Below are 23,886 nucleotides of genomic sequence, written 5' to 3'. Positions count from 1 at the left end.
GCTACACCTCCACATCATACGGTTCATAGTCTTTTCTAAGCGGATATCCTACCCAATCATCTGGCATTAAAATACGCGTTAAATTCGGATGCCCTTTAAATACAATGCCTAGCAAATCGTACGCTTCTCTCTCCGGCCAGTCAGCCCCTTTCCAAAGCGCTGTCACAGACTCGACTTGCGGCGCTTCCCGGTCTAGTTTTACCTTCACCGCTACCGATTGTTTCTTGCCATATGAAAACAAATGAACATACACTTCCATATGTGTCACAAAATCCGTCGCATGTAGCTCTGACATATAATCAAAAGCAAGTCCCTCATGGAATCGCAGTGACTCCATCACTTCATAATATTTTGCGGGATCCACCACAAGAGTTGGCACATCCTTTGACAATTTATTAATATAGGAATCTACTAATGCACCCTCTCCTAACTTCTCCCTAATAGCCTCAACATACTGATTTAAATGCGGTTGATTTACGGACGGTTCTTCCTGCTTTGGCTCCTCCTCTTTCTTACCTTCAGCTCCCTTTGTCTTCGCTCTTGCAGCCGCTGCTGCTTTCGCTTTTGCCGCTGCAATTGCCTTGGCCTTTTCATCTCCTGAATCCGCATCACCTTGCGAGGCTTTCTGCTTCGCTAGTGCTGCCGCTTTTGCCTTGGCCGCCGCCACCGCCTTCGCCTTCGCTTTTTCTTCTTCCGTTACTTCTTCTGTCCCTTCTCTTTTCTGTTTCGCTAACGCCGCCGCTTTTGCTTTTGCAGCTGCTGCCGCCTTCGCCTTCGCTTTTTCTTCTTCCGTTACTTCTTCTGTTCCTTCTCTTTTTTGCTTTGCTAACGCCGCCGCTTTTGCTTTTGCAGCTGCTGCTGCCTTCGCCTTCGCTTTCGCTTTTTCTTCTTCCGTTACTTCTTCTGTTCCTTCTCTTTTTTGCTTCGCTAACGCTGCCGCTTTTGCTTTTGCTGCCGCTGCTGCCTTCGCCTTCACTTTCGCTTTTTCTTCTTCCGTTACTTCTTCTGTTCCTTCTCTTTTCTGCTTCGCTAACGCTGCCGCTTTTGCTTTTGCTGCCGCTGCTGCCTTCGCCTTCACTTTCGCTTTTTCTTCTTCCGTTACTTCTTCTGTTCCTTCTCTTTTCTGCTTCGCTAACGCCGCCGCTTTTGCTTTTGCAGCTGCTGCTGCCTTCGCCTTCGCTTTCGCTTTTTCTTCTTCCGTTACTTCTTCTGTTCCTTCTCTTTTTTGCTTCGCTAACGCTGCCGCTTTTGCTTTTGCTGCCGCTGCTGCACGTCGTTTTGCTTCTTCCATAGTAATATCATCATTTTTTGGTAGCGCTTTCTCTTTTTCTTGATCTTCTGCCTCAAGCTCACTTATTTCCGCCTCGTGTTTCGCTACAAGGCGTTTTCTCGCTTCTTCTTTTGCACGCCTAGCTGCTTCTTTTTTCAGATCCTCTAAATCTTTGTTTGGATTACTCATTTATTCGTCACCTGCTTCCCGGTCTTTGCTTCGTAACGAATTTTTTCTTTTAATTTATTAATTCCATAAATTAAAGCAGCCGGATTTGGGGGACAACCAGGAATATACACATCAACTGGTACGATTTGGTCTACACCTTTCACAACAGCATATGAATTTACATACGGACCACCTGCTGTCGCACAAGATCCCATCGCAATAACCCATTTTGGTTCAGGCATTTGATCATATAAACGCCGAACAATAGGAGCCATCTTCTTCGTTACTGTTCCCGATACAATCATGACGTCCGATTGCCTTGGTGAAGTTCGAAAAAATGACCCAAATCGATCTAAATCATAATGTGATGAGCCTACTCCCATCATTTCAATTGCACAGCACGCCAGTCCGAATGTCATCGGCCATAAAGAATTGCTCCTCGCCCATCCTTTCAACTGTTCCAATGTAGAAAAAAAGATATTTCGTTCTAATTCTGCTCGCTCATTTGGATGTAATTCCTCAAAATTTATAACCATTGTAACACCTTCTTTTTCCAAGCATACGCTAATCCAACTAGCAACATTACAACAAAGATGAGCATCTCAATTAATGCAAATAAACCTAGCTTGTCATACGCAACAGCCCAAGGATATAAAAATAAAGTTTCTACATCAAAGATCACAAACAATAAAGCGAAAATATAATAACGAGCATGAAACCTAATATTTGCATCGTGAAAAGGCTCAATTCCACTCTCATACGTCGTCGCCTTTGCTGCACTTGGTTTATTTGGGCGCAGCATCCTTCCTAATGTAAGAGCCACTACCGGCAGCAATATACCTAATAGCAAGAAAATCAAAACGATTATATAACTATTTTCATATACACTTGCCATTGTGAAACCCTCCCCCCTAAATTAAGAACAAGTTCACATAGTAAACAATATGTCCTAGTTGCAGTAATTATTATTTTTAAATTTTTCTAAATAATGCAACTATTCTAATCATTATAGCAAACTTCAAATTCCTATGTCGATATGTTGGGAGACAGAAACAAGAATTATTAAAATCTATCTTTACAACTTGCTATAATTGTGCAAAATAAATATAAAACTTATATATGCTTTTCAAGGAACCGTAGGTGATATAAATGAAAAAACAAACACATGTAAGTATTCTTATAAGCATTGTATTGCTGTCCATAACGCTTCACTACGTAGCGATGCCTTTTCTATATGAATACTCATTTCCTTTTCAGCTATTAATCGGAACGAGTACCCTATTAATTGATATTATCGCTTGTAGTTATATTCTTTACTTTTCAAACATGAAAGAAGGGCTACCTCGTTTATTTTGGATCATATTATCTGTTGGAGCTCTCTCTTATTTTATCGGTGATATAGTCGTTTCCTATCAGCGTTTAATTGTAAAGGACTTCTATACGTTCGTTGATCCGTCTGATTTTTTTTACTTACTTTTTTTAGTTAGTTTTGCCTTTGCCTTTCTATACGAAATCATTTACAACCGAGATTTATTAGAAAAACTTTTTATGCTATGTGATATTTGTATTATCGTTACAGCCCAATTTACTTTAAGTTACTACTTACTTATTGAACGAACCATTCACATCTTTACAACATCCTATATCGACATATTTGTTCAACTTACCTATCCAATGGCTGATTTACTCTTTCTCTTAATAGGAATCAATCTTTTATTCAAACCACTATCCTTATTACCTAAAAAGGTTGGTGCGCTTCTTGGCAGTGCTTTAATTTTATATGCTACTACCGATGCGATTTATGCTTATATAAAATACTTCATACCAGAGTATTCTATGTTTACAGTTACTCCTTTCTATCAAGTAACCTTAGTACTAGTAGCAATTGCCTGTATTCTCCATACAAAAGAACCTGAAAAACAAGAACAAGTACTACTAACACTTAAAATTGGTGAAGCAATCCGATTATCATTACCGTATATTTCGGTAGTAATGCTTATTGTTTTTATATTAGTCGAATACGTTTTTGCGCCTATTATAGTAATCGGACTTATAATAACTTTCTCTTTCGTTCTCATACGTCATAGTTTAGTTCGAAAACAAAATAAAATATTATTGCTAGCTCAAATGCAATTCAACTCAGAACTCGAGAAACAAATTGAACTACGTACAGAAGATTTAGTAGAACAGAAAAATGAACTTTATCATAATCAACAAATGTTTAAATCTTTATATGAGCATCATCCAGATCCAATCTTCACATTAGATTTGTACGGTAATTTTCTCAAAGTAAATAACGCTGGTACTACTTTACTCGGTTATCAAACGAATGAATTATTAAACCAGCCTTACTATTCACTCATATACGAAGAAGATTTAGAAGAAATGATTAACGCCTTTCATCGTGTAAAAAAGGGATATTCTATCTCTTTAGAAATACGGGCGTACCATAAAAACAGAGATATTTACTACTTGCACGTTACCGCCGTACCGATCTTTTTAAAGGAAAAAATTTCTGGAGTTTATTTAATGATTAAAGATATTACGGAAAGCAAACAACAACAAGAACAAATTAATTTCCTAGCATACCATGATACTTTAACAGAGCTTGCAAATCGTCGTGCATTTCATCAACATTTAGAACAGGCAATTGCACGAGCAAAAGTATCGAAAAAGTCTTTTGCTGTTATGTTTCTCGACCTAGACCGTTTTAAAGTTATTAATGATACCCTCGGTCATCGAGTAGGAGACCTATTGCTTATCGCAGTAGCAAAAAGGCTCGAAAGAATATCAACATCAAATATGAAACTCGCGCGGCTAGCTGGAGATGAGTTCACAATCCTTATCGAGAATTACAAAAAAAAGCCAGATGTCCAAAAAATAGCTGATATGATTGTAGCGGCCATGAATGAGCCATTTGAAATCGAAAATCAACATTTACAAATCTCACCGAGTATCGGAATTGCAATATATCCTGAAGCAGGTGAAGATCCACTATCCATTTTGCAGCATGCTGATATGGCCATGTACGAAGCAAAGAATAAAGGAAAAAATGGTAGCTCTCTTTACACGAAAGAACTATATAAAAAAATGGAGCGAAAAGCTCGAATTGAAAAAGATTTGCCAATCGCTTTAGTAAACAAAGAATTTTATCTCGTTTATCAACCACAAATTGATACGACAACAAATAAAATTATCGGTGCTGAAGCTTTAATACGGTGGAAACACCCGCTATTAGGTGACATTTCACCATGTGAGTTTATTCCAATTGTAGAAGAGACGCCACAAGTAGTCCCACTTGGACATTGGGTATTACAAGAAGCTTGTCTCCAATTAAAAATATGGCATACCTTTGGCTACCAAAATTTAAAAATAAGTGTTAATTTATCTGCAAAAGAGTTCCGGCAAGATCAATTAATCGAAAACATTTCACAAATATTAAACGACGTGCAAGTCGATCCAAAATATGTAACCCTCGAGTTAACAGAAAGAATTGCAATGATTGACGAGAAAGAAACGTTATTGAGACTGAAGCAATTAAAAGAATACGGTATCCAAACTTCCATTGATGACTTCGGTACTGGGTATTCTTCTCTTGCTTATTTATCAATTTTTCCAATCGACACATTAAAAGTACCGAGAGAATTTACACAATTAGCTGATCATCGTCCTGAAGAACGAGCCATCGTTTCTACAATCCTTTCCCTCGCAAATACTTTAAATCTTTCAGTCGTTGCCGAAGGAATTGAAACCGAAAAACAGCTTAAGTTTCTGCAAAAACATAAATGTAAATATATGCAAGGTTACTATTTCAGTAAACCACTTACTAGCAATCAATTTATAAAGTTTCTACAAAAAACCCCCAGTATGAACAAATAATTCATACTGGGGGTTTTATAGTGCTAAATATTTTTCTCATAATATTCTTCTGCGATCTCTTCGTAAAAAGCCGCAGATGTTGTGTAGAAATATGGAATTAACCATAAGAATCCAATCCCTAACGTAATGCAACTTAATATAAACCAACCGATAAAACTTAAACATAAAATGAAATACTCCATCTTATGTCCATCCATCATACGACGACTTTCTGTAATAGCTTGGTTCAGTGAATACTCAGGATGATCATTTATAATAAAGTATGTCATCGCATAAGAAAATGATTTAATAATACCTGGAATAATGAACAATAACGTCCATAAGAAAAGATAAAGATTTACTAATAAATATAATAAAAATGATTTTAGAAATCTCTTTCCCTCTGAAAACCAAATGAATACATTACCGATACTAGCTTGATTTTCACGAAGGATATTTAAACCAAGGTAATATCCACCTAAAGTTAACGGTCCAGTAACAAAAAATGTAAGAATATTCGTTGAAAGTGAACCATTTGTTTTTTGCCAACCGAAAATTAAAGAAAATCCCCAATCAACACTAAAACTAAAAGCCGTGATAAGAATTGAAATGAGCAGTGTAGCTCCAACAGCTAATCCCCACTTCCCTTCTAATGAATCTAGTGCTTCTCCTTTTAGATCACTAATCATGCGTAGCCTCGCCTCCTATACACAATAATTCTATTAGTATAGCATGTTCCTATTGAAATTCACCTTTTGAAATGTAGCGATAAAAGTGTGCTGTCGTTGTACTCATATACGGACTAAGCCAAAGAAATCCTATTCCAAAAGTAAGAAGCGCTAAAACAACCCAGCCTATGAAGCTCAGCCATAAAAGAAACAAATCTAACTTATGACCCCTCATAAGATTCTTACTTTCCTTCATCGCCTGCGAAACACTATATTCTGGATTTTCAATCATCACATAGTACGTCAGTGCATAAGAAAAATACATCACAATCATACCAACAATTGAAATTGCTAATAGTACGAAGAAAGCTATTGTAAACGACAGATTTCCTTCTTCACCTAAGAATATGAATAAACCTGTTAACAACATCGGAATCCATGTACCTGTATATAACAAAATCGCAAGCATTGCCCACATTGTTTTCATCATTCTTTTAAAACCACGGAATCCTTCAAACAAGTAATCTACTTTAGCATCTTCTCGTTTACTAATTTGTAGAAACACATTCGTGTAACCGTATGAGGTAATACCATAAGATGCATTACTCAAAATAATCATTATGCAATAGAAAATCCCAAATGTAATAGCTGCTCCAACTGACATCGTTTCCGCCTCAACTGACCCAGCTAAGCTAACAACTAAGAAAAATATAATAATTCCTGGAATTAATAATATAAGCATTGCAGCCATCGAAACGACATAACTTAAAATAAAATATAAAATCGTTGATCCAACACCTAGTCCCCATTTCCCCTTTAAAGAGTACAATGCTTCTCGTTTCATTTCACCGATCATTGATTCATCCCCTTCATAAAATATAAATTGTTGTACACTTCTACTTATACAAGCATCAATATAATTATACCAGTTTTGTAAAATTATCCATAAAATACACAAAAAAATCCGTAAAGGCAAGGCCCTTACGGATTTTTTTACTTCATATCAGAAACATTTAAACGGTTCACAGCACGTTGTAATGCCATTTCTGCACGTCTAAAGTCAACATGTGCTTGTTTGTCTTGCATACGTTGCTCAGCGCGACGCTTCGCTTCATTTGCACGATGGATATCGATATGGTTTGCTTCTTCAGCAGATGATGATAATACAGTTACTTTATCTGGACGAACTTCGATAAAGCCACCGCTTACTGCTACATAATCAGTGTGTCCACCATTTTTCAGACGAACTGCACTAATTTTTAATGGTGCAACAGTTGGAATGTGACCTGGTAAGATCCCCATTTCCCCACTCTCTGCTTTTACACTTACCATTTCTACTTCTTTTTCGTAAACCGGTCCATCAGGAGTTACAATACTGACTGGAAATGTCTTCATACTTCGTCCCTCCTAAGGCCTTACGCCATCATTTTCTTCGCGTTCTCAATAACTTCTTCAATGCTACCAACAAGGCGGAATGCATCTTCTGGAAGGTCATCATATTTTCCTTCTAGAATTTCTTTGAAGCCACTAACTGTATTTTTTACAGGTACGTAAGAACCTTTTTGACCTGTAAACTGCTCAGCTACGTGGAAGTTTTGAGATAAGAAGAATTGAATACGACGAGCACGATGTACAACTAACTTATCTTCTTCAGATAACTCATCCATACCTAAGATAGCGATGATATCTTGAAGTTCTTTGTAACGTTGTAAAGTTTGCTGCACTTGACGTGCTACTTCATAATGCTCTTCTCCTACGATTTCTGGAGAAAGTGCACGAGATGTAGATGCTAATGGATCTACGGCTGGGTAAATACCCATTTGCGTTAAACGACGCTCTAAGTTTGTTGTTGCATCTAAGTGAGCGAATGTTGTAGCTGGTGCTGGGTCAGTATAGTCATCGGCTGGTACATATACCGCTTGGATAGACGTGATAGACCCTTTATTTGTAGATGTAATACGCTCTTGTAATTGACCCATTTCTGTTGCAAGTGTTGGTTGGTAACCTACCGCAGATGGCATACGACCAAGAAGGGCAGATACTTCAGAACCAGCTTGCGTGAAACGGAAGATGTTATCGATGAACAGAAGTACGTCTTGTCCTTGCTCATCACGGAAATGCTCAGCCATTGTTAAACCTGTTAATGCAACACGTTGACGTGCTCCAGGTGGCTCATTCATTTGTCCGAATACCATCGCAGTTTTCTTGATTACGCCAGAATCGCTCATTTCATGGTATAAGTCATTACCCTCACGAGTACGCTCACCTACACCAGCGAATACAGAGATACCACCGTGCTCTTGTGCGATGTTGTTAATTAATTCCTGAATTAATACTGTTTTACCTACGCCGGCACCACCGAATAGGCCGATCTTACCACCCTTAATGTAAGGAGCAAGTAAGTCTACTACTTTAATACCAGTTTCAAGAATTTCTACTTTAGTAGATAATTCTTCGAATGCAGGTGCTTGACGGTGAATTGGATCACGGTGTACATCCGCAGGAAGTTCACCATCTAAGTCAATTGCATCACCTAATACGTTGAATACACGACCAAGTGTTGCATCACCAACTGGTACAGAGATTGCTTTACCAGTATCTTCTACTTCTGTGCCACGAACAAGTCCATCTGTGGAAGACATCGCAACTGTACGAACTGTATCATCACCTAAATGAAGTGCAACTTCAAATGTTAAGTTCATGCTTCCGTTTTCGTTGCTTTGTTTTACCGTAAGGGCGTTGTAGATTTCTGGTAGCTTTCCGCCATCAAACTTAACGTCTACAACCGGACCCATGATTTGCGTAACGCGCCCTTTATTCATCGGGTTCCCTCCTAGCTTTCTTTTAATTAGCCAGCTCTCTAAGCGAAGTCGGCTTTTAATTTTTTATTAGTTTAGCTTACGCGACTCTTTTGAAAGAGCCGCTTCCACTTTTTATTACTATTCTAACGCTGCTGCTCCACCAACGATTTCCGTAATTTCTTGCGTAATCGCTGCCTGACGCGCACGGTTGAATGAAAGTGTAAGTGAATCGATAACTTCCATTGCGTTGTCTGTAGCACTCTTCATTGCTGTCATACGCGCTGCGTGCTCACTTGCTTTACCATCTAGTAATGCACCGTACACTAAGCTTTCTGCGTATTGTGGCAATAATACTTTTAAAATTTCTTCTTCAGAAGGTTCAAATTCATAAGCTGTCGTCGGTTTGTCAGACGCCACATCAGTAAGCGGTAAAATTTTATTTTCCGTTACTTCTTGTGAAATTTTACTTACGTAATGGTTGTAGTAAATATACAGCTCATCATAAGCACCATCTGCGAACATCGCAATTGCTCGAGAAGCAAGATCTTTAATATCAGTAAATGATGGGTGGTCAGATAATCCAACTACTTCATCAATGATGTTAAAGCCGCGACGTTTTAAATAATCACGTCCTAGTCGTCCAAGTACAATAATTGAATATTGATTTGAATCCATATTATGACGTTCACGAATTACGTTACTTACTGTACGTAATACGTTACTGTTATAACCACCTGCTAGTCCGCGATCAGATGTAATAACGATGTATCCTGTACGCTTTACAGGACGCGCATTTAGCATTGGATGATTAATTCCTTTACTTCCTTGCGCAATGCTCGCTACTACTTCTTGAATCTTTTCCATATACGGAACGAAAGATTTAGCATTTTGCTCTGCACGGTTTAACTTAGATGCAGATACCATCTCCATCGCCTTCGTAATTTGACTCGTTTTCTTTGTCGAGGTAATCTTCGCTTTTATATCGCGTAAAGATGCCACAGGTTTTCACCACCTTTTTTCCGGAAGTTGGCACGATTAGTAAGAATCCTCTTCCTAATCTACGTTGCAAGATATTCTTGCTCATGATTGAAGGAAAAGAATAGGTGCACCTACTCTTTTCCTTTACATAACCGTCAGCAATCTCAGAGGCTGAGATGCCTTATATATTATCTAGCGTCGGCGGCTTGTACGAGCCGCTTCCGCTTTTATTAATCTAGTTCCGCCTCTTAGCCGATGGGGCTGAACAGTCGGCTTCACTTTTATTATTATTCAGAAGCTACGAATACTTTTTTAAATCCATTAATTGCTGCTGCAAATTTGTCGTCATCCGCAAGTTTCTTAGTTGTGCGGATTTCTTCTAATAAGTCAGTCGCATTAGAATCTAACCAAGCATGGAATTCTTCTTCGAAACGAGTGATATCTACTACTGGGATATCATCTAGGAATCCACGTGTTAAAGCGTAAAGAATGATAACTTGTTTCTCTACACGTAACGGTTTGTGTAATCCTTGTTTTAATACCTCAACAGTACGAGCACCACGGTTTAATTTCGCTTGAGTTGCTTTATCAAGGTCAGAACCGAACTGAGCGAACGCTTCTAACTCACGGTAAGATGCAAGGTCAAGACGAAGTGTACCTGATACTTTACTCATTGCTTTAATCTGAGCAGATCCACCTACACGAGATACAGAAGTACCCGCATCGATCGCTGGACGTACGCCAGAGAAGAATAGGTCAGATTGTAAGAAGATTTGTCCATCCGTAATAGAAATTACGTTTGTTGGGATGTATGCTGATACGTCCCCTGCTTGTGTTTCGATGAAAGGTAGTGCAGTTAAAGAACCGCCGCCTCTTGCATCACTTAATTTTGCTGCACGCTCTAATAAGCGAGAATGTAAGTAGAATACATCCCCTGGATAAGCTTCACGACCTGGAGGACGACGTAATAATAATGACAGCTCACGGTAAGCCGCTGCTTGTTTTGATAAGTCATCATATACTACTAATACGTGTTTACCATTGTACATGAACTCTTCACCCATTGTTACACCAGCATAAGGAGCTAAGTATAATAATGGAGCTGGTTGAGAAGCAGATGCAGTTACAACGATTGTGTACTCTAATGCACCGTGCTTACGTAGTGTTTCTACTACGTTACGTACAGTTGATTCTTTTTGTCCGATAGCTACATAGATACAAATCATATCTTCATCTTTTTGGTTAATGATTGTATCAAGTGCAACTGCTGTTTTACCAGTTTGACGGTCACCGATGATTAACTCACGTTGACCACGGCCAATTGGTACAAGAGCGTCGATCGCTTTAATACCTGTTTGAAGTGGCTCATGAACAGATTTACGATCCATTACACCTGGTGCTGGACTTTCGATTGGACGAGTGTTTGTTGTATTGATTGGGCCTAAACCATCAACTGGTTGACCTAATGGGTTTACAACACGACCAATTAGTTCTTTTCCTACTGGTACTTGCATGATGCGACCAGTACGACGAACTTCGTCACCTTCACGGATTTCTGTGTAAGGTCCTAAAATGATAATACCTACGTTGTTTTCCTCTAAGTTTTGTGCTAGTCCCATAACGCCGTTAGAGAACTCTACAAGCTCACCAGCCATAACGTTATCAAGACCATGAGCACGCGCAATACCGTCACCAACTTGGATAACTGTACCAACATCACTAACTTCGATTTCAGACTGATAGTTCTCGATTTGTTGCTTTATCAGTGCGCTAATTTCTTCAGCTCTGATGCTCATGTGCTTCACCCCTATCTATTCTTCATTAATTCACGCTGAATACGTGCTAATTTTCCTTGTAAACTTCCGTCATAAATGCGATTTCCAATGCGTACTTTAATTCCGCCTAGTAAATCTTCATCTACAACATTTTTCACGCGAATTGCATCTTTTCCCGTTCTCTTTGCAAATGCTTCTGCAATGTTAAGCTTCTCTTCTTCAGATAGAAGACGAATAGAATATACAGTTGCATCCGCTACGTTACGTTCTTCATTAGCAAGAACAACATATTCATCTGCAATTTCAGGTAAGATATCAATACGCTTGTTATCAATTAAAATATATAACGTATTTAAAATTGATTCAGAAACAGATCCGAATACGTTTGCAAGAAACGTTTTCTTCTGCTCTTTTGAAATGTTCGGTTGCGTTAAAAAGCTATGTAGTTCTCCGTTCTTTACATAAACGTTTTGTACAAGGCGTAATTCTTCTTCAAACATTTCTAATACGTGTTTTTCTTTTGCAATTTTAAAAAGAGCGACAGCATAACGTTTTGCTACAATCCCATTGCTCATCGCGCTTCTCCTACTTCTTTAATATAATCGCGAATTAACTTAACTTGATCTTCTTCTTTTAATTCTTTTTCAATTACTTTAGAAGCAATTTGAACAGATAAAGAAGCGACTTGTTCTTGTAAAGCAGCAATCGCTTGCTCTTTTTCGCGTTGAATTTCTTGTACAGCAGATGCTTTAATTGATTCTGCTTCTTCTTTCGCAGCAGCAACAATAACATCCTTTTGATCTACAGCTTGTTTTTTCGCTCTTTCGATTAACTCTTGTGCTTCAACACGTGATTGTTTTAACATTTCACGTTGTTCTTCTACTAACTTCTTCGCTTCAGCGTTACTTCTTTCTGCAGCGTCGATTTCATTAGTAACATGCTCTTCACGTTCTTTCATAATTCCCATTAAAGGACCCCACGCAAATTTGCGTAGCATTACTAATAGAATTAAGAAAATGAACAATGTATAAGCAATCGTTCCAAATGGAATGGCAGCTCCTAATAATAAAGTTGGCACAAGGATTCACTCCCTTCAAAATATCTAAATTGATCATATGAAAAAAAAAGACATACGTTTCGTTCATAAAGCAATGGCGAAGAAAGTTCGGAAAAACACTCTTCGCCATCTATGTAAGGGGAGTCTCCCTTATTTGTTCATTACGATGAATGCAATAACTACACCGATGATTGGAAGTGCCTCAACTAAAGCAACCCCGATGAACATAATTGTTTGAAGTGCGCCTTTTAATTCTGGTTGACGAGCAACACCTTCGATTGTACGTGATACGATAAGACCGTTACCAATACCTGCACCTAATGCTGATAAACCAATTGCAATTGCAGCTGCGATTACACCTAAACTCATTTAATTTGTCCTCCTTTGTATTATAAAAAAATAAATTTTTTCTTACTTAAATTATATTAATGGTCATGACTTACTTTATGAGCCATATAAACCATCGTTAACATAACGAAAATAAATGCTTGGATTGATCCAACGAATACACTGAATCCCATCCATGCTAACATTGGTACAAGCGCACCTAATGCTCCAAGGAATGATGCCCCGCCTAACTTAGCAAGTAATCCTAATAAGATCTCACCTGCATAAATGTTACCGAATAAACGAAGACCTAACGTTAATGTGTTAGCAAACTCCTCAATAACCTTTAATGGGAATAAGAATTTCATAGGTTGGAAATAACCTTTAACATACTCTTTCGTACCCTTCATCTTAATTCCATAATAATGGGTGAGGGTAACTACCATCACGGCTAATGTTAATGTAACTGCTGGATCAGACGTTGGTGACCTCCACCATGCAATATGTTCGCCAGCTTCAGTTGCTGAATACATGAATGGTAAACCAAGGAAGTTCGATACGATGATAAACATGATAAGCGTAACGCCAAGCGTTAAGAAACGTCCACCTGTTTTCCAGTCCATCGTACTATTGATAATCCCTTTCACGAAGTCAAACACCCATTCCATGAAGTTTTGCATCCCGGTTGGGCGAAGGGCTAAGCTGCGAGTTCCGATAACAGCGATTAAGAAAACAATAACTGCTGCTACAGTAACCATCATAACTGATGACAAATCGAACGTTAAACCTAGAAATTCAACTAATTTACCGTGTTCCACTAGTAATTCACCTCTCTTCCCTGCTCTTATACTCTAAATAAAGAAAATCTATGATCATGACAAGGTATCCTGTCAGCAATCCTACACCTAAGCCCCACATCGCAATTAACTCTTGATATTTGGCTGCAAATAAAATTAATAACCCAATCGTGGCGAATCTTGAATATGTACTTACAGCTGTCGCCTTAAACTTCACGTTTTCTCCATTTGTTACGCGATCTAACAGCTTGTCTGTTCTACGTGCAATGATGCGCAAACTAAGAAAACTGAAAATCGTTCCGATAATCAGCCCAAGAAATACATCCTTGTAAGAGGTAAATCCCCATCCTAGCACTAGAAGCGTAAGCAAGTAGTACATATATTTCTTTTGTCTTTGGACAAGTCCATGTACGTCTATCATCATTGCTCTCCCGAATAGTAATGTCGAATGAGTCGAATCATTGCGTATACCCCTGTTCCTAACCCGAGTAATAACCCTATAATAAGAAACAATGGAAACGTTCCAACCTTATTATCAATCCACTGCCCACCAAAGATTCCAACAAGTATAGAACCGACTAACTGAGCAAGAATTCCTGACATTAAAGCATATGCTTTTATATGGCTGCGATCGTTTTTTTGCAAGGATTCATCCCTCCAATATGTAACCCTCATTCACGATGTGTTAATAATAACTCATTTTTTTGCATAAATCCTATACAAAACAAAAAGTTTACATTTTCGTCACGGAATAGATGTAATTTTGTCACTGAAAGCCCTACCATCTATCCCCGTTGTTAGCATACAATAGGGTATTAACAGTGTCAACGAGAAATCGTAAAAAATCTAAAAATTTGAGTATTAGGCATTTCCTCCCAAAAATGAAAACGTTCCCCTTCTAAATACTGGTTACATATATGCAATTTCTAACAGTTTTCTCTTTATAATAGAAGGAAATGTTCACAAGTTTGTCACTATTATATTTTCGAGATATAACGCTTTTCTTCCATAATATAGTGTTCCTCAGACGTAAGACTTCTATATTATATGTGATGTGTATGCAACTTATGTTGTATATACGATGTATATTTATCCTCCCCCTCCCCTACTTGTTTGCAGCAAAAAAAAACGAGCAGGGGAATCTCCCCTGCTCGTCAGTTGTCTTACTTCGTTCCGAATAAACGGTCACCAGCATCACCAAGACCTGGTACTACATATCCGTGGTCATTTAATTTCTCATCTAATGCTGCTACATAAATATCAACATCAGGATGTTCTTCTTGTACTACTTTTACCCCTTCTGGAGCTGCAACGATACACATTAATTTAATTTGTTTCGCACCGCGCTTTTTCAGAGAGTTAATCGCTTCAGCCGCAGAACCACCTGTTGCTAGCATCGGATCTAGTACGATAAAGTCGCGCTCTTCTACATCCGTTGGAAGTTTCACATAGTATTCTACCGGTTGCAATGTTTTAGGGTCACGGTATAAACCAACGTGTCCTACTTTTGCTGCTGGAATTAATTTCAGAATTCCATCAACCATTCCTAAACCTGCACGTAAAATCGGAATTAAACCAAGTTTTTTACCAGCGATCACTTTTGTTGTCGCTTTGCTTACAGGCGTTTCAATTTCGATGTCCTTAAGCGGAAGGTCGCGAGTAATTTCGAAAGCCATTAAGCTTGCTACTTCGTCCACTAATTCACGAAAATCTTTCGTACCTGTATTCTTATCGCGAATATATGTAATCTTATGTTGAATTAACGGGTGATCAAATACATACAGTTTTCCCATGTGAATCTCTCCTTTAGATGATATTCATGCGTTTGCACGCTTTTTTACACTATTTACGATTGTAAAGAAAACGCTACTAATATTCAAGGGCAAATTTGGCAAAATCATGATTTTACGATGAATCTATCTAGTATCTTTACCAATTATGGGAGCTGTATCCTTCATTATATCGCCAAAATTTATTCATCATTTGTATACATACTTTAAAAATAATATATGTCCACAAAAAAGACCGCCAAAACAATTAAGTCTCGGCAGTCTTCTTCAATCTATTATAGATTTGGATACATTGGGAATTTGCTAGTTAACGCTTCTACACGCTTACGTACTTCTTCTAATGCAGCTTCATTTTCATGATTTTTTAATGTATAAGCAATAAGTGACGCAATTTCATCCATTTCTTCTAAACCGAAACCACGAGATGTTACAGCTGCTGTACCGATACGTACACCACTTGTTACAAATGGGCTTGCTGTTTCAAATGGAATTGTATTTTTGTTCACTGTAATACCAACTTCATCTAATACGTGCTCTGCTACTTTACCTGTGATTTCTAAGTTACGAACATCAATCAAGATTAAGTGATTGTCTGTTCCGCCAGAAACAAGTGTAAGTCCTTCTTTTTGAAGACCTTCAGCTAAGCGGTTCGCATTGTTAATGATATTTTGTGCATATGTTTTGAAATCATCTTGAAGTGCTTCACCAAACGCAACAGCTTTTGCAGCGATTACGTGCATAAGTGGACCACCTTGAATACCAGGGAAGATTGATTTATCAATTTGTTTTGCAAATTGCTCTTCACATAAAATCATACCACCACGCGGGCCACGTAACGTTTTATGTGTTGTCGTTGTAACGAAATGTGCATGTGGTACTGGATTCGGATGTAAACCAGCAGCTACTAAACCAGCGATATGTGCCATATCAACCATTAAATAAGCGCCCACTTCATCTGCAATCTCACGGAATCGCTTGAAATCGATAACACGAGGGTATGCACTTGCACCTGCAACGATTAATTTTGGTTTATGTTCTTTCGCTTTTGCTAATACATCATCGTAATTAATACGGTGAGAGTCAGCATCCACGCCATATTCTACGAAATTATATTGTACTCCACTGAAGTTAACAGGGCTTCCGTGTGTTAAGTGACCACCATGAGATAAATTCATACCAAGTACTGTATCGCCTTGCTCTAAAATCGTGAAGTATACTGCCATGTTCGCTTGTGCACCAGAGTGTGGTTGAACATTTACGTGCTCTGCGCCGAAAATTTCTTTCACGCGATCACGTGCGATATCTTCTACTACGTCTACGTGTTCACAGCCACCATAATAACGTTTTCCAGGATATCCTTCAGCATACTTATTCGTTAAAACAGAACCTTGCGCCTCCATTACTGCTTCACTTACAAAGTTTTCCGAAGCAATTAACTCAATCTTCGAACGCTGTCTTCCTAGTTCTGCCTCAATTGCAGCAAATACCTTTTCATCTTGACGTTTTAAATGATCCACCAAAATCCCCCTTTTCTGAACGAATTACATCAATTCCCAACAGTTTTTTCTTATTTATTCAGAAAAAACGAAAATTCAGGTTGTAATTCTTTCGAACCTTCATGTTTTCAACTACATTCTAACATGACTTTCTATATCATAAAAGAAAAAAAAGACCGAAAATCGGTCTTTTCTTTCTTCTACTATAAAGTCAGACAACATACCTTTTATCTTATGATAAACAGCTACTATATGACTTCCTAATTTCTCATATTTAACTGCAAGTGGTAGTCTCTTCCGCCACCGCGTAAACAGCACGTGCTCCACCTATTAGTTTTCCACGTGTTTTGGCCATCGTTACATGTGCACTTCCAATTGCCTTCACACTTGTACGAACCGGAACAGCTACATGTTTTAAATGCATACCAATAAACGTATCACCAATATCCATTCCTGCATCTGCTTTAATAAACTCAACTACTACCGGATCTTTCAAATTGTGATACGCATATGTCCCCAATGCACCACCTGCTGATCTAACAGGCGTAACTGTTACAATTTCAAATTGATATTTTATCGCTACTTCTCTCTCAACCACTAAAGCACGGTTTAAATGCTCACAACATTGAAACGCTAATTCAATACCTGTTTGCTCTTGAAATTGTTTTAACTCAGAAAAAATCGCCTCTGCTACTTCCATCGTTCCTGATGTTCCAATTCTTTCGCCTAGCACTTCACTCGTGCTACAACCCACTACAAAAATTTGACCGCTTTGTAATGAAGCTTGTTCTTGGAAATCAGAAAGCGACATTTGTAGCTGTTCTCTTACCTTTACGATTTCTGTCATTACGCCTCTTCCTTTCACAGGTTGGTTCACCAAATTATATTTCACACTACTGATAGTTAGAATGTATTACTTTGTTTCGTATGTTTTAATTTTTCCTACGCGGTTTTCGTGACGACCACCTTCATAGTCAGTTGTTAACCAGATTTTCGCGATATCACGCGCTAGACCAGCACCAATTACACGCTCGCCCATTGCTAGCATGTTAGTGTCATTATGCTCTCTCGTTGCTTTCGCGCTGAAAGTATCATGCACTAACGCACAACGGATACCATTTACTTTGTTTGCTGCGATTGACATACCAATGCCTGTCCCACAAACTAAAATACCACGATCCACTTCACCATTCGCTACCATTTCAGCTGCTGGAAACGCAAAGTCAGGGTAATCAACAGAACCAGCTTCACATTCACAACCTAAATCAACATATTCAATATTTAACTCTTCTAATAAATTTACAAGTTCTTTGCGGATATTCATACCGCCGTGATCAGATGCTATTACTACTTTCATTTTTACCCCTCCAAAGTTTCAATCAATTATCTTCATTTCACACTCGCTACCTCAATAGGACGAAGTGATCTCCAATATCGTATTATACACGAAACATCAACCTACCGAATGTTTTTTCAGTAAAGTTTGTACAAGTTTTTCCATCTCATCTAACGTTTCTTTATAAATAGAAAGCGAGCCTCCAAATGGATCTGAAATGTCCTTGCCTATACCTTCAGTTAATCCATATAACGTATTCAATTTCTTTTCAACACTCGGATAATGCCCAAGTACAATTTGTTTATGATTTTCTGTCATCGTTACGACAATATCAGCCCAATCAAGCAAAGTTTCGTTTACTTGCTGCGCGATATGGTCAATTGAAATCCCTTTTTCAGCTAAAGCTTCCTTCGCATGTACCGATGCATCGCTCCCAGGATAGGCGAAAACACCAGCAGATTGTACTTCAAACCTATCTCCTCCGTGATGACGAAGCAACGCCTCAGCCATTGGACTACGACATGTATTGCCAGTACAAACAAATAATACTCGTTTCATCCAAACCCACCCCTATATTCGATTTCTTACCACTCATCATAACTTACATTAGAATAGAACAAAAGAAATGTGAATATACAAAAGGCGCATTTCTCTTATATTTTTTCTAAGAAAAATGCGCCTTATCCACATATATGTGAAACCCTATTTCCAAGTGCCCAGAGTATTTTAACATACCTACTGAATATGCAACAAAAATAAGGAATCCATTTCATACGAAACGGATTCCTCTTATACAGCAATTATTTCATTGTAACTTTCATTACTTCTGTTGAACCTTTTGTAGCTGTTACGCCTACAGTTGTCTTAATAGACTCAGCTGCATCTGTGTTTGTAATAACGATTGGAGTAATTGTGCTTTTCGCTTTTTCACGGATTAATTCTAAGTCGAATGAGATTAATTTATCTCCAGCTTTTACAGCTTGGCCTTCAGAAACGTGAGCTTCGAAACCTTCGCCTTCCATTTTTACAGTTTCTAATCCAACGTGGATTAAAATTTCTGTACCATTTTTCGCTTTAATTCCGATAGCATGTTTTGTGTGGAATAATTGTACGATTTCACCATCAACTGGAGATACAACTACACCTTCAGTAGGATCGATTGCAACACCGTCACCCATCATACGACCAGCGAATACTGGATCTGGTACTTCTTCAATATTTTTCACTGCTCCAGTTAATGGAGCTACGATTGTTTCTTCATTTGTTTTTGAACCAAGACCGAATAATTTTTTAAACATAGGATAGTCCTCCTTATAATTTACCTAAAAGTTTATAGGGCAATCCCTAGTAAAGCTCGGGATACATGTAAGACTTCATACTTCGAATATTATACTGTAAAAACGCTTTCGAAATAAATTACGTCATTACTAATAGACTCTTATTGTAGCGCTTCACAAAATTCCAGTCAATTCTGATTGTCTGAATAACAATAAGAAGTTAACTTCTATTTATATTTTCTCTTTTTTTGCCCAACTTGTCTAGAGGTCTTTACCACATTTTATTTTTTGTTGTTAATTTGTAAAATTTAATTCAAACTTTTTTCAAAATCCACTTGACTAAAGTAAGTAACTATTTTATTATTACTTACGTAAGGTAAGTTAATAACTTTTAGGAGGTTTTTAAAAATGATGGATTTCGGTCTACTTATTATTCGTCTTATTATAGGAATTACATTCATGGGTCATGGCGCTCAAAAATTATTTGGTTGGTTCGGCGGTTACGGTTTAAAAGGAACAGGTGGCTGGATGGAGTCAATCGGTTTACGCCCTGGTGTATTTATGGCATTTATGGCTGGCGCAACTGAATTACTAGGTGGTTTCTTATTCGCATCAGGTATTTTCATTGTAGTTGGTTCATTATTTATCGTTGGAACAATGTTAATGGCTATCTTCACTGTTCACGGAAAAAATGGTTACTGGGTAACACAAAATGGATATGAATATAACTTAATGTTAATCGCTGTTGCTGTTGGTGTAGCTTTAATCGGACCTGGCGCATACGTTTTACTTTAATTTTTATCTCAGATTTGAGATTCTTGAAAAAGAACTTACTTCATTACAATTGAAGTAAGTTCTTTTTATGAAACAAAATATTATTTCCAGCAGGATTTTCTCATCGTTATCTTGTAAACAAACAATAAGTATTCATATTTAGAAAGGGGATTACAAGCATGTTATCCATTAATCCAAATGAACAAACTGAAAAAGATAATTACAAATTACTTACTGGAAGTATCATCCCTCGCCCTGTCGCATTCGTTACTTCTTTAACAAAAGACGGTGTATTAAACGGCGCACCATATAGTTATTTTAATATTGTCGCTGCTAATCCACCACTTATCTCAGTATCTGTACAACGAAAAGCCGGAGAAAGAAAGGACACTTCCCGAAACGCAATTGAAAAAGGTGAATTTGTCGTACATATTTCTGACGAATCATATGTAGCAGCAATTAATGAAACAGCAGCTAATCTCCCGCCAAATGAAAGTGAAATTGAACTAGCAAAACTAACACCAATTGAAAGTGAAGTCATCTCCGTTCCAGGTGTAAAAGAAGCAAATATTCGAATGGAATGCGTATTAGAACGTGCAATTCCACTTGGTGGAACAGAAGACTCACCAGCTTGTGATCTACTAATTGGACGCGTCGTTCGTTTCCACGTTGCCGAACATCTATATGAAAAAGGGCGCATTCACGCAGAAGGACTCAAACCAATAAGCCGCCTAGCAGGACACAACTATGCAAAATTAGGAGAACAATTTGAATTGGTTAGGCCAGTTTAAAAGTGGAAGTGGCCCGTTTAGCTCTGACCAGATAAGGTTCTCTCGCACAAAAGGTGCTTTTTACCTTTCGTGCGGGAGGTTCTTAGATGCGAAGAGCTGGCCACTGGAACTGGATAATATCTAAAAGCGAAAGCGGCTCGCTCAGAATCGCAGGGCATTGGAGCTCTCGACCTTGAAGCGCTTTTTGCTTCATGCGAGAGAGCGAAATGACCGGAGATTCTAGCCGCTGAAGCTGGATAATATTTAAAAGCGAAAGCGGCTCGCTCATGGGAGGGGGATGGAGCTTCTGACGTAGAGGCGCTTTTTGCCTCGCAGGAAGACGCGAAGCCACCGACCATTCTAGCCGCTGGAACTGGATAATATCTAAAAGCGAAAGCGGCTCGCTCAGAATCGATTCCTGCCATCACTCAAACATAAAAATCCCCTGCTTTTTAGCAGGGGATTTTTATCATTGTAATTCTTCCTTCTTTTCCTCTAAAGTAGGCAGTTTTTCTTTTTTCGGTTTCCCTAGCTTCATTACGAAGAAGTATAGGGAAAGCAGTGTAATAAGAAAAACAATTAAAAACGGGTACGGAGAGTAAAAGGCACGCGCCGCCTCAGTCTTTCCTGCAACAAATTTCAATGACTCAATATCTAAAAACTCAGCAAACATTTGTACACCGAGCATACTAAACCAAAAAACAAAAAAACTAATAATAATACCGAAAACTTGCTTCAATCTCGTCATTCATCTCATCCTTTCTATATCTGTAATTTTTAGTGCAATAAATATAGTACCAACAAAATATTCACAGAAAGGAACCATCTCACCATTCACGAATTAACTTAATCCAACCTAACATCGAAATTTGCAAAATAATACCCCAAATTATAAGTATTCTTAGCCATCGAGGAAAGAAGGTTAAAAACTTAACCTACCATTCCAATAGATTGTTCATAATTCCCTCCTACATAAAATTATATAGGAAAAAGGATATATAATCCAAATCCAACCAAAATGATGCCACCTACTATCTCGCCATATGTACCGAGCATATCTTTCGCATGTCTACCAATTAATAAACCAATCCACGCTAATAACATGCTAACAAATCCAAAAAGTAATATTGTAATGATTGTTTGTGCCCCATAAATACCAAGACTAAGCCCTACTGAGAAACTATCTATACTAACGCCAAATGCAAATACGAATAAGCTAATTCCAATAGGGGCAGTTCTAGTCTCTTCATTTTGTAAAATGGTCGAATATACGATATAAAAACCTAGTCCGATTAATAAAATAGCACCCGCAAAATGTGCAATCTCTCCATACTTCTCTGATAAAAAACGACCTAGTACCATCCCTATAAACGGCATAATAATATGAAATATCCCTATCGTCATACCAATATACAGGATTTGTCTTAACTTTAGGGGCATCATCCCCATACCAAGACTCACCGAGAACGCATCCATCCCTAAGGCGAATGCCATAATTATTAAAGGTATTAGCTGTTCAAACGTCATTCATGCCCCTCCTTGGACGTGCTACTTCACAATATGCTTATCCAAGGAGAAATATTCTGTTTGCTAATCGTACCTTATCATTCAATAATAATATGATGTCCTGCCGCTTTTGTTAAACGATTCATAATAGCATTTCCTATTCCTTCATTAGGGAACGACTCACTAAAAATAACATCCACTTCACTTGCATCAAATGTTCTAAGTACATCATATAATTTAGTCGCAACGCTAGCTAAGTCACTTCGAACACCACAAGATAATATAACATCTGCGCTATATACATGCTGATACTCTTCCGTCGTTAATACGCCTACTTTAAATCCTTCTTCCTTTTTCTCATCTACAAGATGCTGAATAAACTCACGTGAGCCCTCAACAATACTAAGTGGTGCTTTCGGCGCATAATGTGTGTATTTCATTCCAGGTGATTTCGGTTTTTCCTTCTCATCCTTTAAAGCTGGATCTAAAGAAACGGTACCTATCACTGCTTCTAATTGTTCTTTCGTAATCCCACCTGGACGTAATATTGTTGGAACCGCGCTTGTACAATCAATTACAGTTGATTCAACGCCTACTCCAGTTGCACCACCATCAACAATACCTGCAATCTTCCCATTCAAATCTTCATATACGTGAGAAGCTAATGTTGGACTTGGACGCCCTGAACGATTCGCACTTGGTGCCGCAACAGGTACATTCGCCTCTTCAATAAGAGCAAGTGCAATTGGATGATCAGGCATTCTTACTCCAACCGTATTAAGTCCTGCGGTCACCTTCTCTGAAATCCCTTCTTTTCTCGGCAAAATAATTGTTAATGGCCCTGGCCAAAAATGCGCCATTAACTTCTCTGCAACTGGTGGAATTTCTTTCACAATGCCATCTAACTGAGATTTTGTACCTATGTGGACAATGAGTGGATTATCACTCGGTCTTCCTTTCGCTTCGAAAATTTTTGCGATTGCTTCATCATCCATCGCGTTTGCACCTAACCCATAGACTGTTTCCGTAGGGAAAGCAACCGCCTCATTTTCTCTTAATAATTTTGCTGCTTCTTGTAACTGTGGATAATATTTTTTTCTTTCCACAACATTATCCACAACCCACATACTTGTATGCATTTTTTTCCACGTCCTTTTCTACCCTTAAATACTTGTCTATTTTTAGTTTACTATGAGATTTATCCAAAAGACAAACAAGGTTTATCCACAAAATGTGGA

The 23,886-nt window shown here is 38.2% G+C and carries 29 protein-coding genes; 3 read left to right on the top strand and 26 right to left on the bottom strand.

The genetic code is table 11. The features are described from left to right. Position 1: 1 nt before the first annotated feature. The 3 genes from ATL10_RS07065 to nuoA are packed head-to-tail and all read right to left on the bottom strand — an operon-like array spanning position 2 to position 2,333. Positions 2-1,459 carry an NADH-quinone oxidoreductase subunit C gene (locus ATL10_RS07065; RefSeq protein ID WP_110496640.1) on the bottom strand — a complete coding sequence of 486 codons (1,458 nt, stop codon included), beginning with the start codon at positions 1,457-1,459 and terminating at the stop codon, positions 2-4. Further along, positions 1,456-1,974 (bottom strand): NADH-quinone oxidoreductase subunit NuoB, encoded by a 519-nt coding sequence (nuoB, locus tag ATL10_RS07060; RefSeq protein ID WP_000236331.1) that lies wholly within the window; start codon positions 1,972-1,974, stop codon positions 1,456-1,458. Before nuoB ends, ATL10_RS07065 begins: the two co-directional genes overlap by 4 nt. Continuing rightward, a complete protein-coding gene (nuoA, locus tag ATL10_RS07055; protein ID WP_098376150.1) occupies positions 1,965-2,333 on the bottom strand; it encodes an NADH-quinone oxidoreductase subunit NuoA in 369 nt (122 codons plus the stop codon). Before nuoA ends, nuoB begins: the two co-directional genes overlap by 10 nt. 254 nt (positions 2,334-2,587) lie before the next feature. On the opposite strand from nuoA, the gene ATL10_RS07050 reads away from it, so the two are divergent. Continuing rightward, a complete protein-coding gene (locus ATL10_RS07050) occupies positions 2,588-5,317 on the top strand; it encodes a putative bifunctional diguanylate cyclase/phosphodiesterase (RefSeq protein ID WP_098834703.1) in 2,730 nt (909 codons plus the stop codon). A gap of 23 nt (positions 5,318-5,340) precedes the next feature. On the opposite strand, the gene ATL10_RS07045 is transcribed toward ATL10_RS07050, so the two are convergent. The 19 genes from ATL10_RS07045 to ATL10_RS06945 all read right to left on the bottom strand — a co-directional run bounded on the left by ATL10_RS07045 (position 5,341) and on the right by ATL10_RS06945 (position 19,619). Further along, positions 5,341-5,985: a DUF975 family protein gene (locus ATL10_RS07045; RefSeq protein WP_023523558.1), complete on the bottom strand. Its 645-nt coding sequence runs from the start codon at positions 5,983-5,985 to the stop codon at positions 5,341-5,343. 49 nt (positions 5,986-6,034) lie between these two features. Beyond that, on the bottom strand, positions 6,035-6,820 hold the full coding sequence (locus ATL10_RS07040; protein ID WP_098566614.1) for a DUF975 family protein: 786 nt from the start codon (positions 6,818-6,820) through the stop codon (positions 6,035-6,037). 137 nt (positions 6,821-6,957) lie between these two features. Continuing rightward, positions 6,958-7,359, bottom strand: a complete 402-nt coding sequence (atpC, locus tag ATL10_RS07035; protein WP_000847215.1) for a F0F1 ATP synthase subunit epsilon — start codon at positions 7,357-7,359, stop codon at positions 6,958-6,960. A 20-nt stretch (positions 7,360-7,379) separates the two neighbouring features. After that, the gene (gene atpD / locus ATL10_RS07030) at positions 7,380-8,786 is read right to left on the bottom strand and encodes a F0F1 ATP synthase subunit beta (RefSeq protein WP_001032596.1); all 1,407 of its coding nucleotides are present in this window, start codon (positions 8,784-8,786) and stop codon (positions 7,380-7,382) included. A 117-nt stretch (positions 8,787-8,903) separates the two neighbouring features. Continuing rightward, positions 8,904-9,764 carry a F0F1 ATP synthase subunit gamma gene (atpG, locus tag ATL10_RS07025; protein ID WP_000157703.1) on the bottom strand — a complete coding sequence of 287 codons (861 nt, stop codon included), beginning with the start codon at positions 9,762-9,764 and terminating at the stop codon, positions 8,904-8,906. A gap of 266 nt (positions 9,765-10,030) precedes the next feature. After that, positions 10,031-11,539 (bottom strand): F0F1 ATP synthase subunit alpha, encoded by a 1,509-nt coding sequence (gene atpA / locus ATL10_RS07020; protein WP_000027521.1) that lies wholly within the window; start codon positions 11,537-11,539, stop codon positions 10,031-10,033. An 11-nt stretch (positions 11,540-11,550) separates the two neighbouring features. Next, positions 11,551-12,093, bottom strand: coding sequence for a F0F1 ATP synthase subunit delta (gene atpH / locus ATL10_RS07015; RefSeq protein ID WP_000064682.1), 543 nt, complete (start codon positions 12,091-12,093; stop codon positions 11,551-11,553). Next, a complete protein-coding gene (gene atpF / locus ATL10_RS07010; protein WP_001142615.1) occupies positions 12,090-12,596 on the bottom strand; it encodes a F0F1 ATP synthase subunit B in 507 nt (168 codons plus the stop codon). Before atpF ends, atpH begins: the two co-directional genes overlap by 4 nt. Before the next feature lie 129 nt (positions 12,597-12,725). Then, a complete protein-coding gene (atpE, locus tag ATL10_RS07005; RefSeq protein WP_000052064.1) occupies positions 12,726-12,944 on the bottom strand; it encodes a F0F1 ATP synthase subunit C in 219 nt (72 codons plus the stop codon). 56 nt (positions 12,945-13,000) lie between these two features. Next, positions 13,001-13,720 carry a F0F1 ATP synthase subunit A gene (atpB, locus tag ATL10_RS07000; protein WP_000399870.1) on the bottom strand — a complete coding sequence of 240 codons (720 nt, stop codon included), beginning with the start codon at positions 13,718-13,720 and terminating at the stop codon, positions 13,001-13,003. Between the two features lie 7 nt (positions 13,721-13,727). Further along, entirely contained in the window at positions 13,728-14,120 is a 393-nt protein-coding gene (locus tag ATL10_RS06995) for an ATP synthase subunit I (RefSeq protein WP_110496638.1), read from the bottom strand. Further along, positions 14,120-14,344: an AtpZ/AtpI family protein gene (locus ATL10_RS06990; RefSeq protein WP_001171223.1), complete on the bottom strand. Its 225-nt coding sequence runs from the start codon at positions 14,342-14,344 to the stop codon at positions 14,120-14,122. The genes ATL10_RS06995 and ATL10_RS06990 overlap by 1 nt, the downstream gene beginning before the upstream one ends. A 26-nt stretch (positions 14,345-14,370) precedes the next feature. Beyond that, positions 14,371-14,484 (bottom strand): DUF4024 domain-containing protein, encoded by a 114-nt coding sequence (locus ATL10_RS06985; RefSeq protein WP_000232962.1) that lies wholly within the window; start codon positions 14,482-14,484, stop codon positions 14,371-14,373. Between the two features lie 378 nt (positions 14,485-14,862). After that, a complete protein-coding gene (gene upp, locus ATL10_RS06980; RefSeq protein ID WP_000517539.1) occupies positions 14,863-15,492 on the bottom strand; it encodes a uracil phosphoribosyltransferase in 630 nt (209 codons plus the stop codon). Positions 15,493-15,764: 272 nt separating this feature from the next. Continuing rightward, complete coding sequence (glyA, locus tag ATL10_RS06975; RefSeq protein ID WP_000349806.1) at positions 15,765-17,006, bottom strand: serine hydroxymethyltransferase; 1,242 nt, start codon at positions 17,004-17,006, stop codon at positions 15,765-15,767. 253 nt (positions 17,007-17,259) lie between these two features. Continuing rightward, the gene (locus ATL10_RS06965; RefSeq protein ID WP_000136377.1) at positions 17,260-17,832 is read right to left on the bottom strand and encodes a TIGR01440 family protein; all 573 of its coding nucleotides are present in this window, start codon (positions 17,830-17,832) and stop codon (positions 17,260-17,262) included. A 66-nt stretch (positions 17,833-17,898) separates the two neighbouring features. Next, positions 17,899-18,342 (bottom strand): ribose 5-phosphate isomerase B, encoded by a 444-nt coding sequence (gene rpiB, locus ATL10_RS06960; RefSeq protein WP_000869539.1) that lies wholly within the window; start codon positions 18,340-18,342, stop codon positions 17,899-17,901. A gap of 96 nt (positions 18,343-18,438) precedes the next feature. Next, positions 18,439-18,879 carry a low molecular weight protein arginine phosphatase gene (locus tag ATL10_RS06955; protein WP_097924464.1) on the bottom strand — a complete coding sequence of 147 codons (441 nt, stop codon included), beginning with the start codon at positions 18,877-18,879 and terminating at the stop codon, positions 18,439-18,441. A gap of 242 nt (positions 18,880-19,121) precedes the next feature. Continuing rightward, a complete protein-coding gene (locus tag ATL10_RS06945; RefSeq protein ID WP_000473666.1) occupies positions 19,122-19,619 on the bottom strand; it encodes a PTS sugar transporter subunit IIA in 498 nt (165 codons plus the stop codon). Between the two features lie 387 nt (positions 19,620-20,006). On the opposite strand from ATL10_RS06945, the gene ATL10_RS06940 reads away from it, so the two are divergent. Then, positions 20,007-20,393, top strand: coding sequence for a DoxX family protein (locus ATL10_RS06940; protein ID WP_000968616.1), 387 nt, complete (start codon positions 20,007-20,009; stop codon positions 20,391-20,393). 158 nt (positions 20,394-20,551) lie between these two features. Continuing rightward, on the top strand, positions 20,552-21,163 hold the full coding sequence (locus ATL10_RS06935) for a flavin reductase family protein (RefSeq protein WP_000949046.1): 612 nt from the start codon (positions 20,552-20,554) through the stop codon (positions 21,161-21,163). Positions 21,164-21,245: 82 nt separating this feature from the next. Here ATL10_RS06935 and ATL10_RS31600 read toward each other — a convergent pair whose 3' ends face one another. The 4 genes from ATL10_RS31600 to ATL10_RS06915 all read right to left on the bottom strand — a co-directional run bounded on the left by ATL10_RS31600 (position 21,246) and on the right by ATL10_RS06915 (position 23,787). After that, positions 21,246-21,431 carry a hypothetical protein gene (locus ATL10_RS31600; RefSeq protein ID WP_180231653.1) on the bottom strand — a complete coding sequence of 62 codons (186 nt, stop codon included), beginning with the start codon at positions 21,429-21,431 and terminating at the stop codon, positions 21,246-21,248. Positions 21,432-21,611: 180 nt separating this feature from the next. Continuing rightward, on the bottom strand, positions 21,612-21,890 hold the full coding sequence (locus tag ATL10_RS06925) for a DUF3935 domain-containing protein (protein WP_000197475.1): 279 nt from the start codon (positions 21,888-21,890) through the stop codon (positions 21,612-21,614). A gap of 230 nt (positions 21,891-22,120) precedes the next feature. Further along, positions 22,121-22,669 (bottom strand): manganese efflux pump MntP, encoded by a 549-nt coding sequence (locus ATL10_RS06920; protein ID WP_000142477.1) that lies wholly within the window; start codon positions 22,667-22,669, stop codon positions 22,121-22,123. Positions 22,670-22,746: 77 nt separating this feature from the next. Further along, positions 22,747-23,787: an L-threonylcarbamoyladenylate synthase gene (locus ATL10_RS06915; protein ID WP_065224442.1), complete on the bottom strand. Its 1,041-nt coding sequence runs from the start codon at positions 23,785-23,787 to the stop codon at positions 22,747-22,749. Positions 23,788-23,886 lie beyond the last annotated feature (99 nt).

Origin of the sequence: Bacillus sp. 196mf, assembly GCF_003217275.1 — a bacterium.
GTDB classification, from domain to species: Bacteria; Bacillota; Bacilli; order Bacillales; family Bacillaceae_G; genus Bacillus_A; species Bacillus_A thuringiensis_S.
The sequence above is the reverse complement of the archived record's forward strand: the minus strand, read 5'-3'. Positions and strand labels throughout refer to the sequence as shown.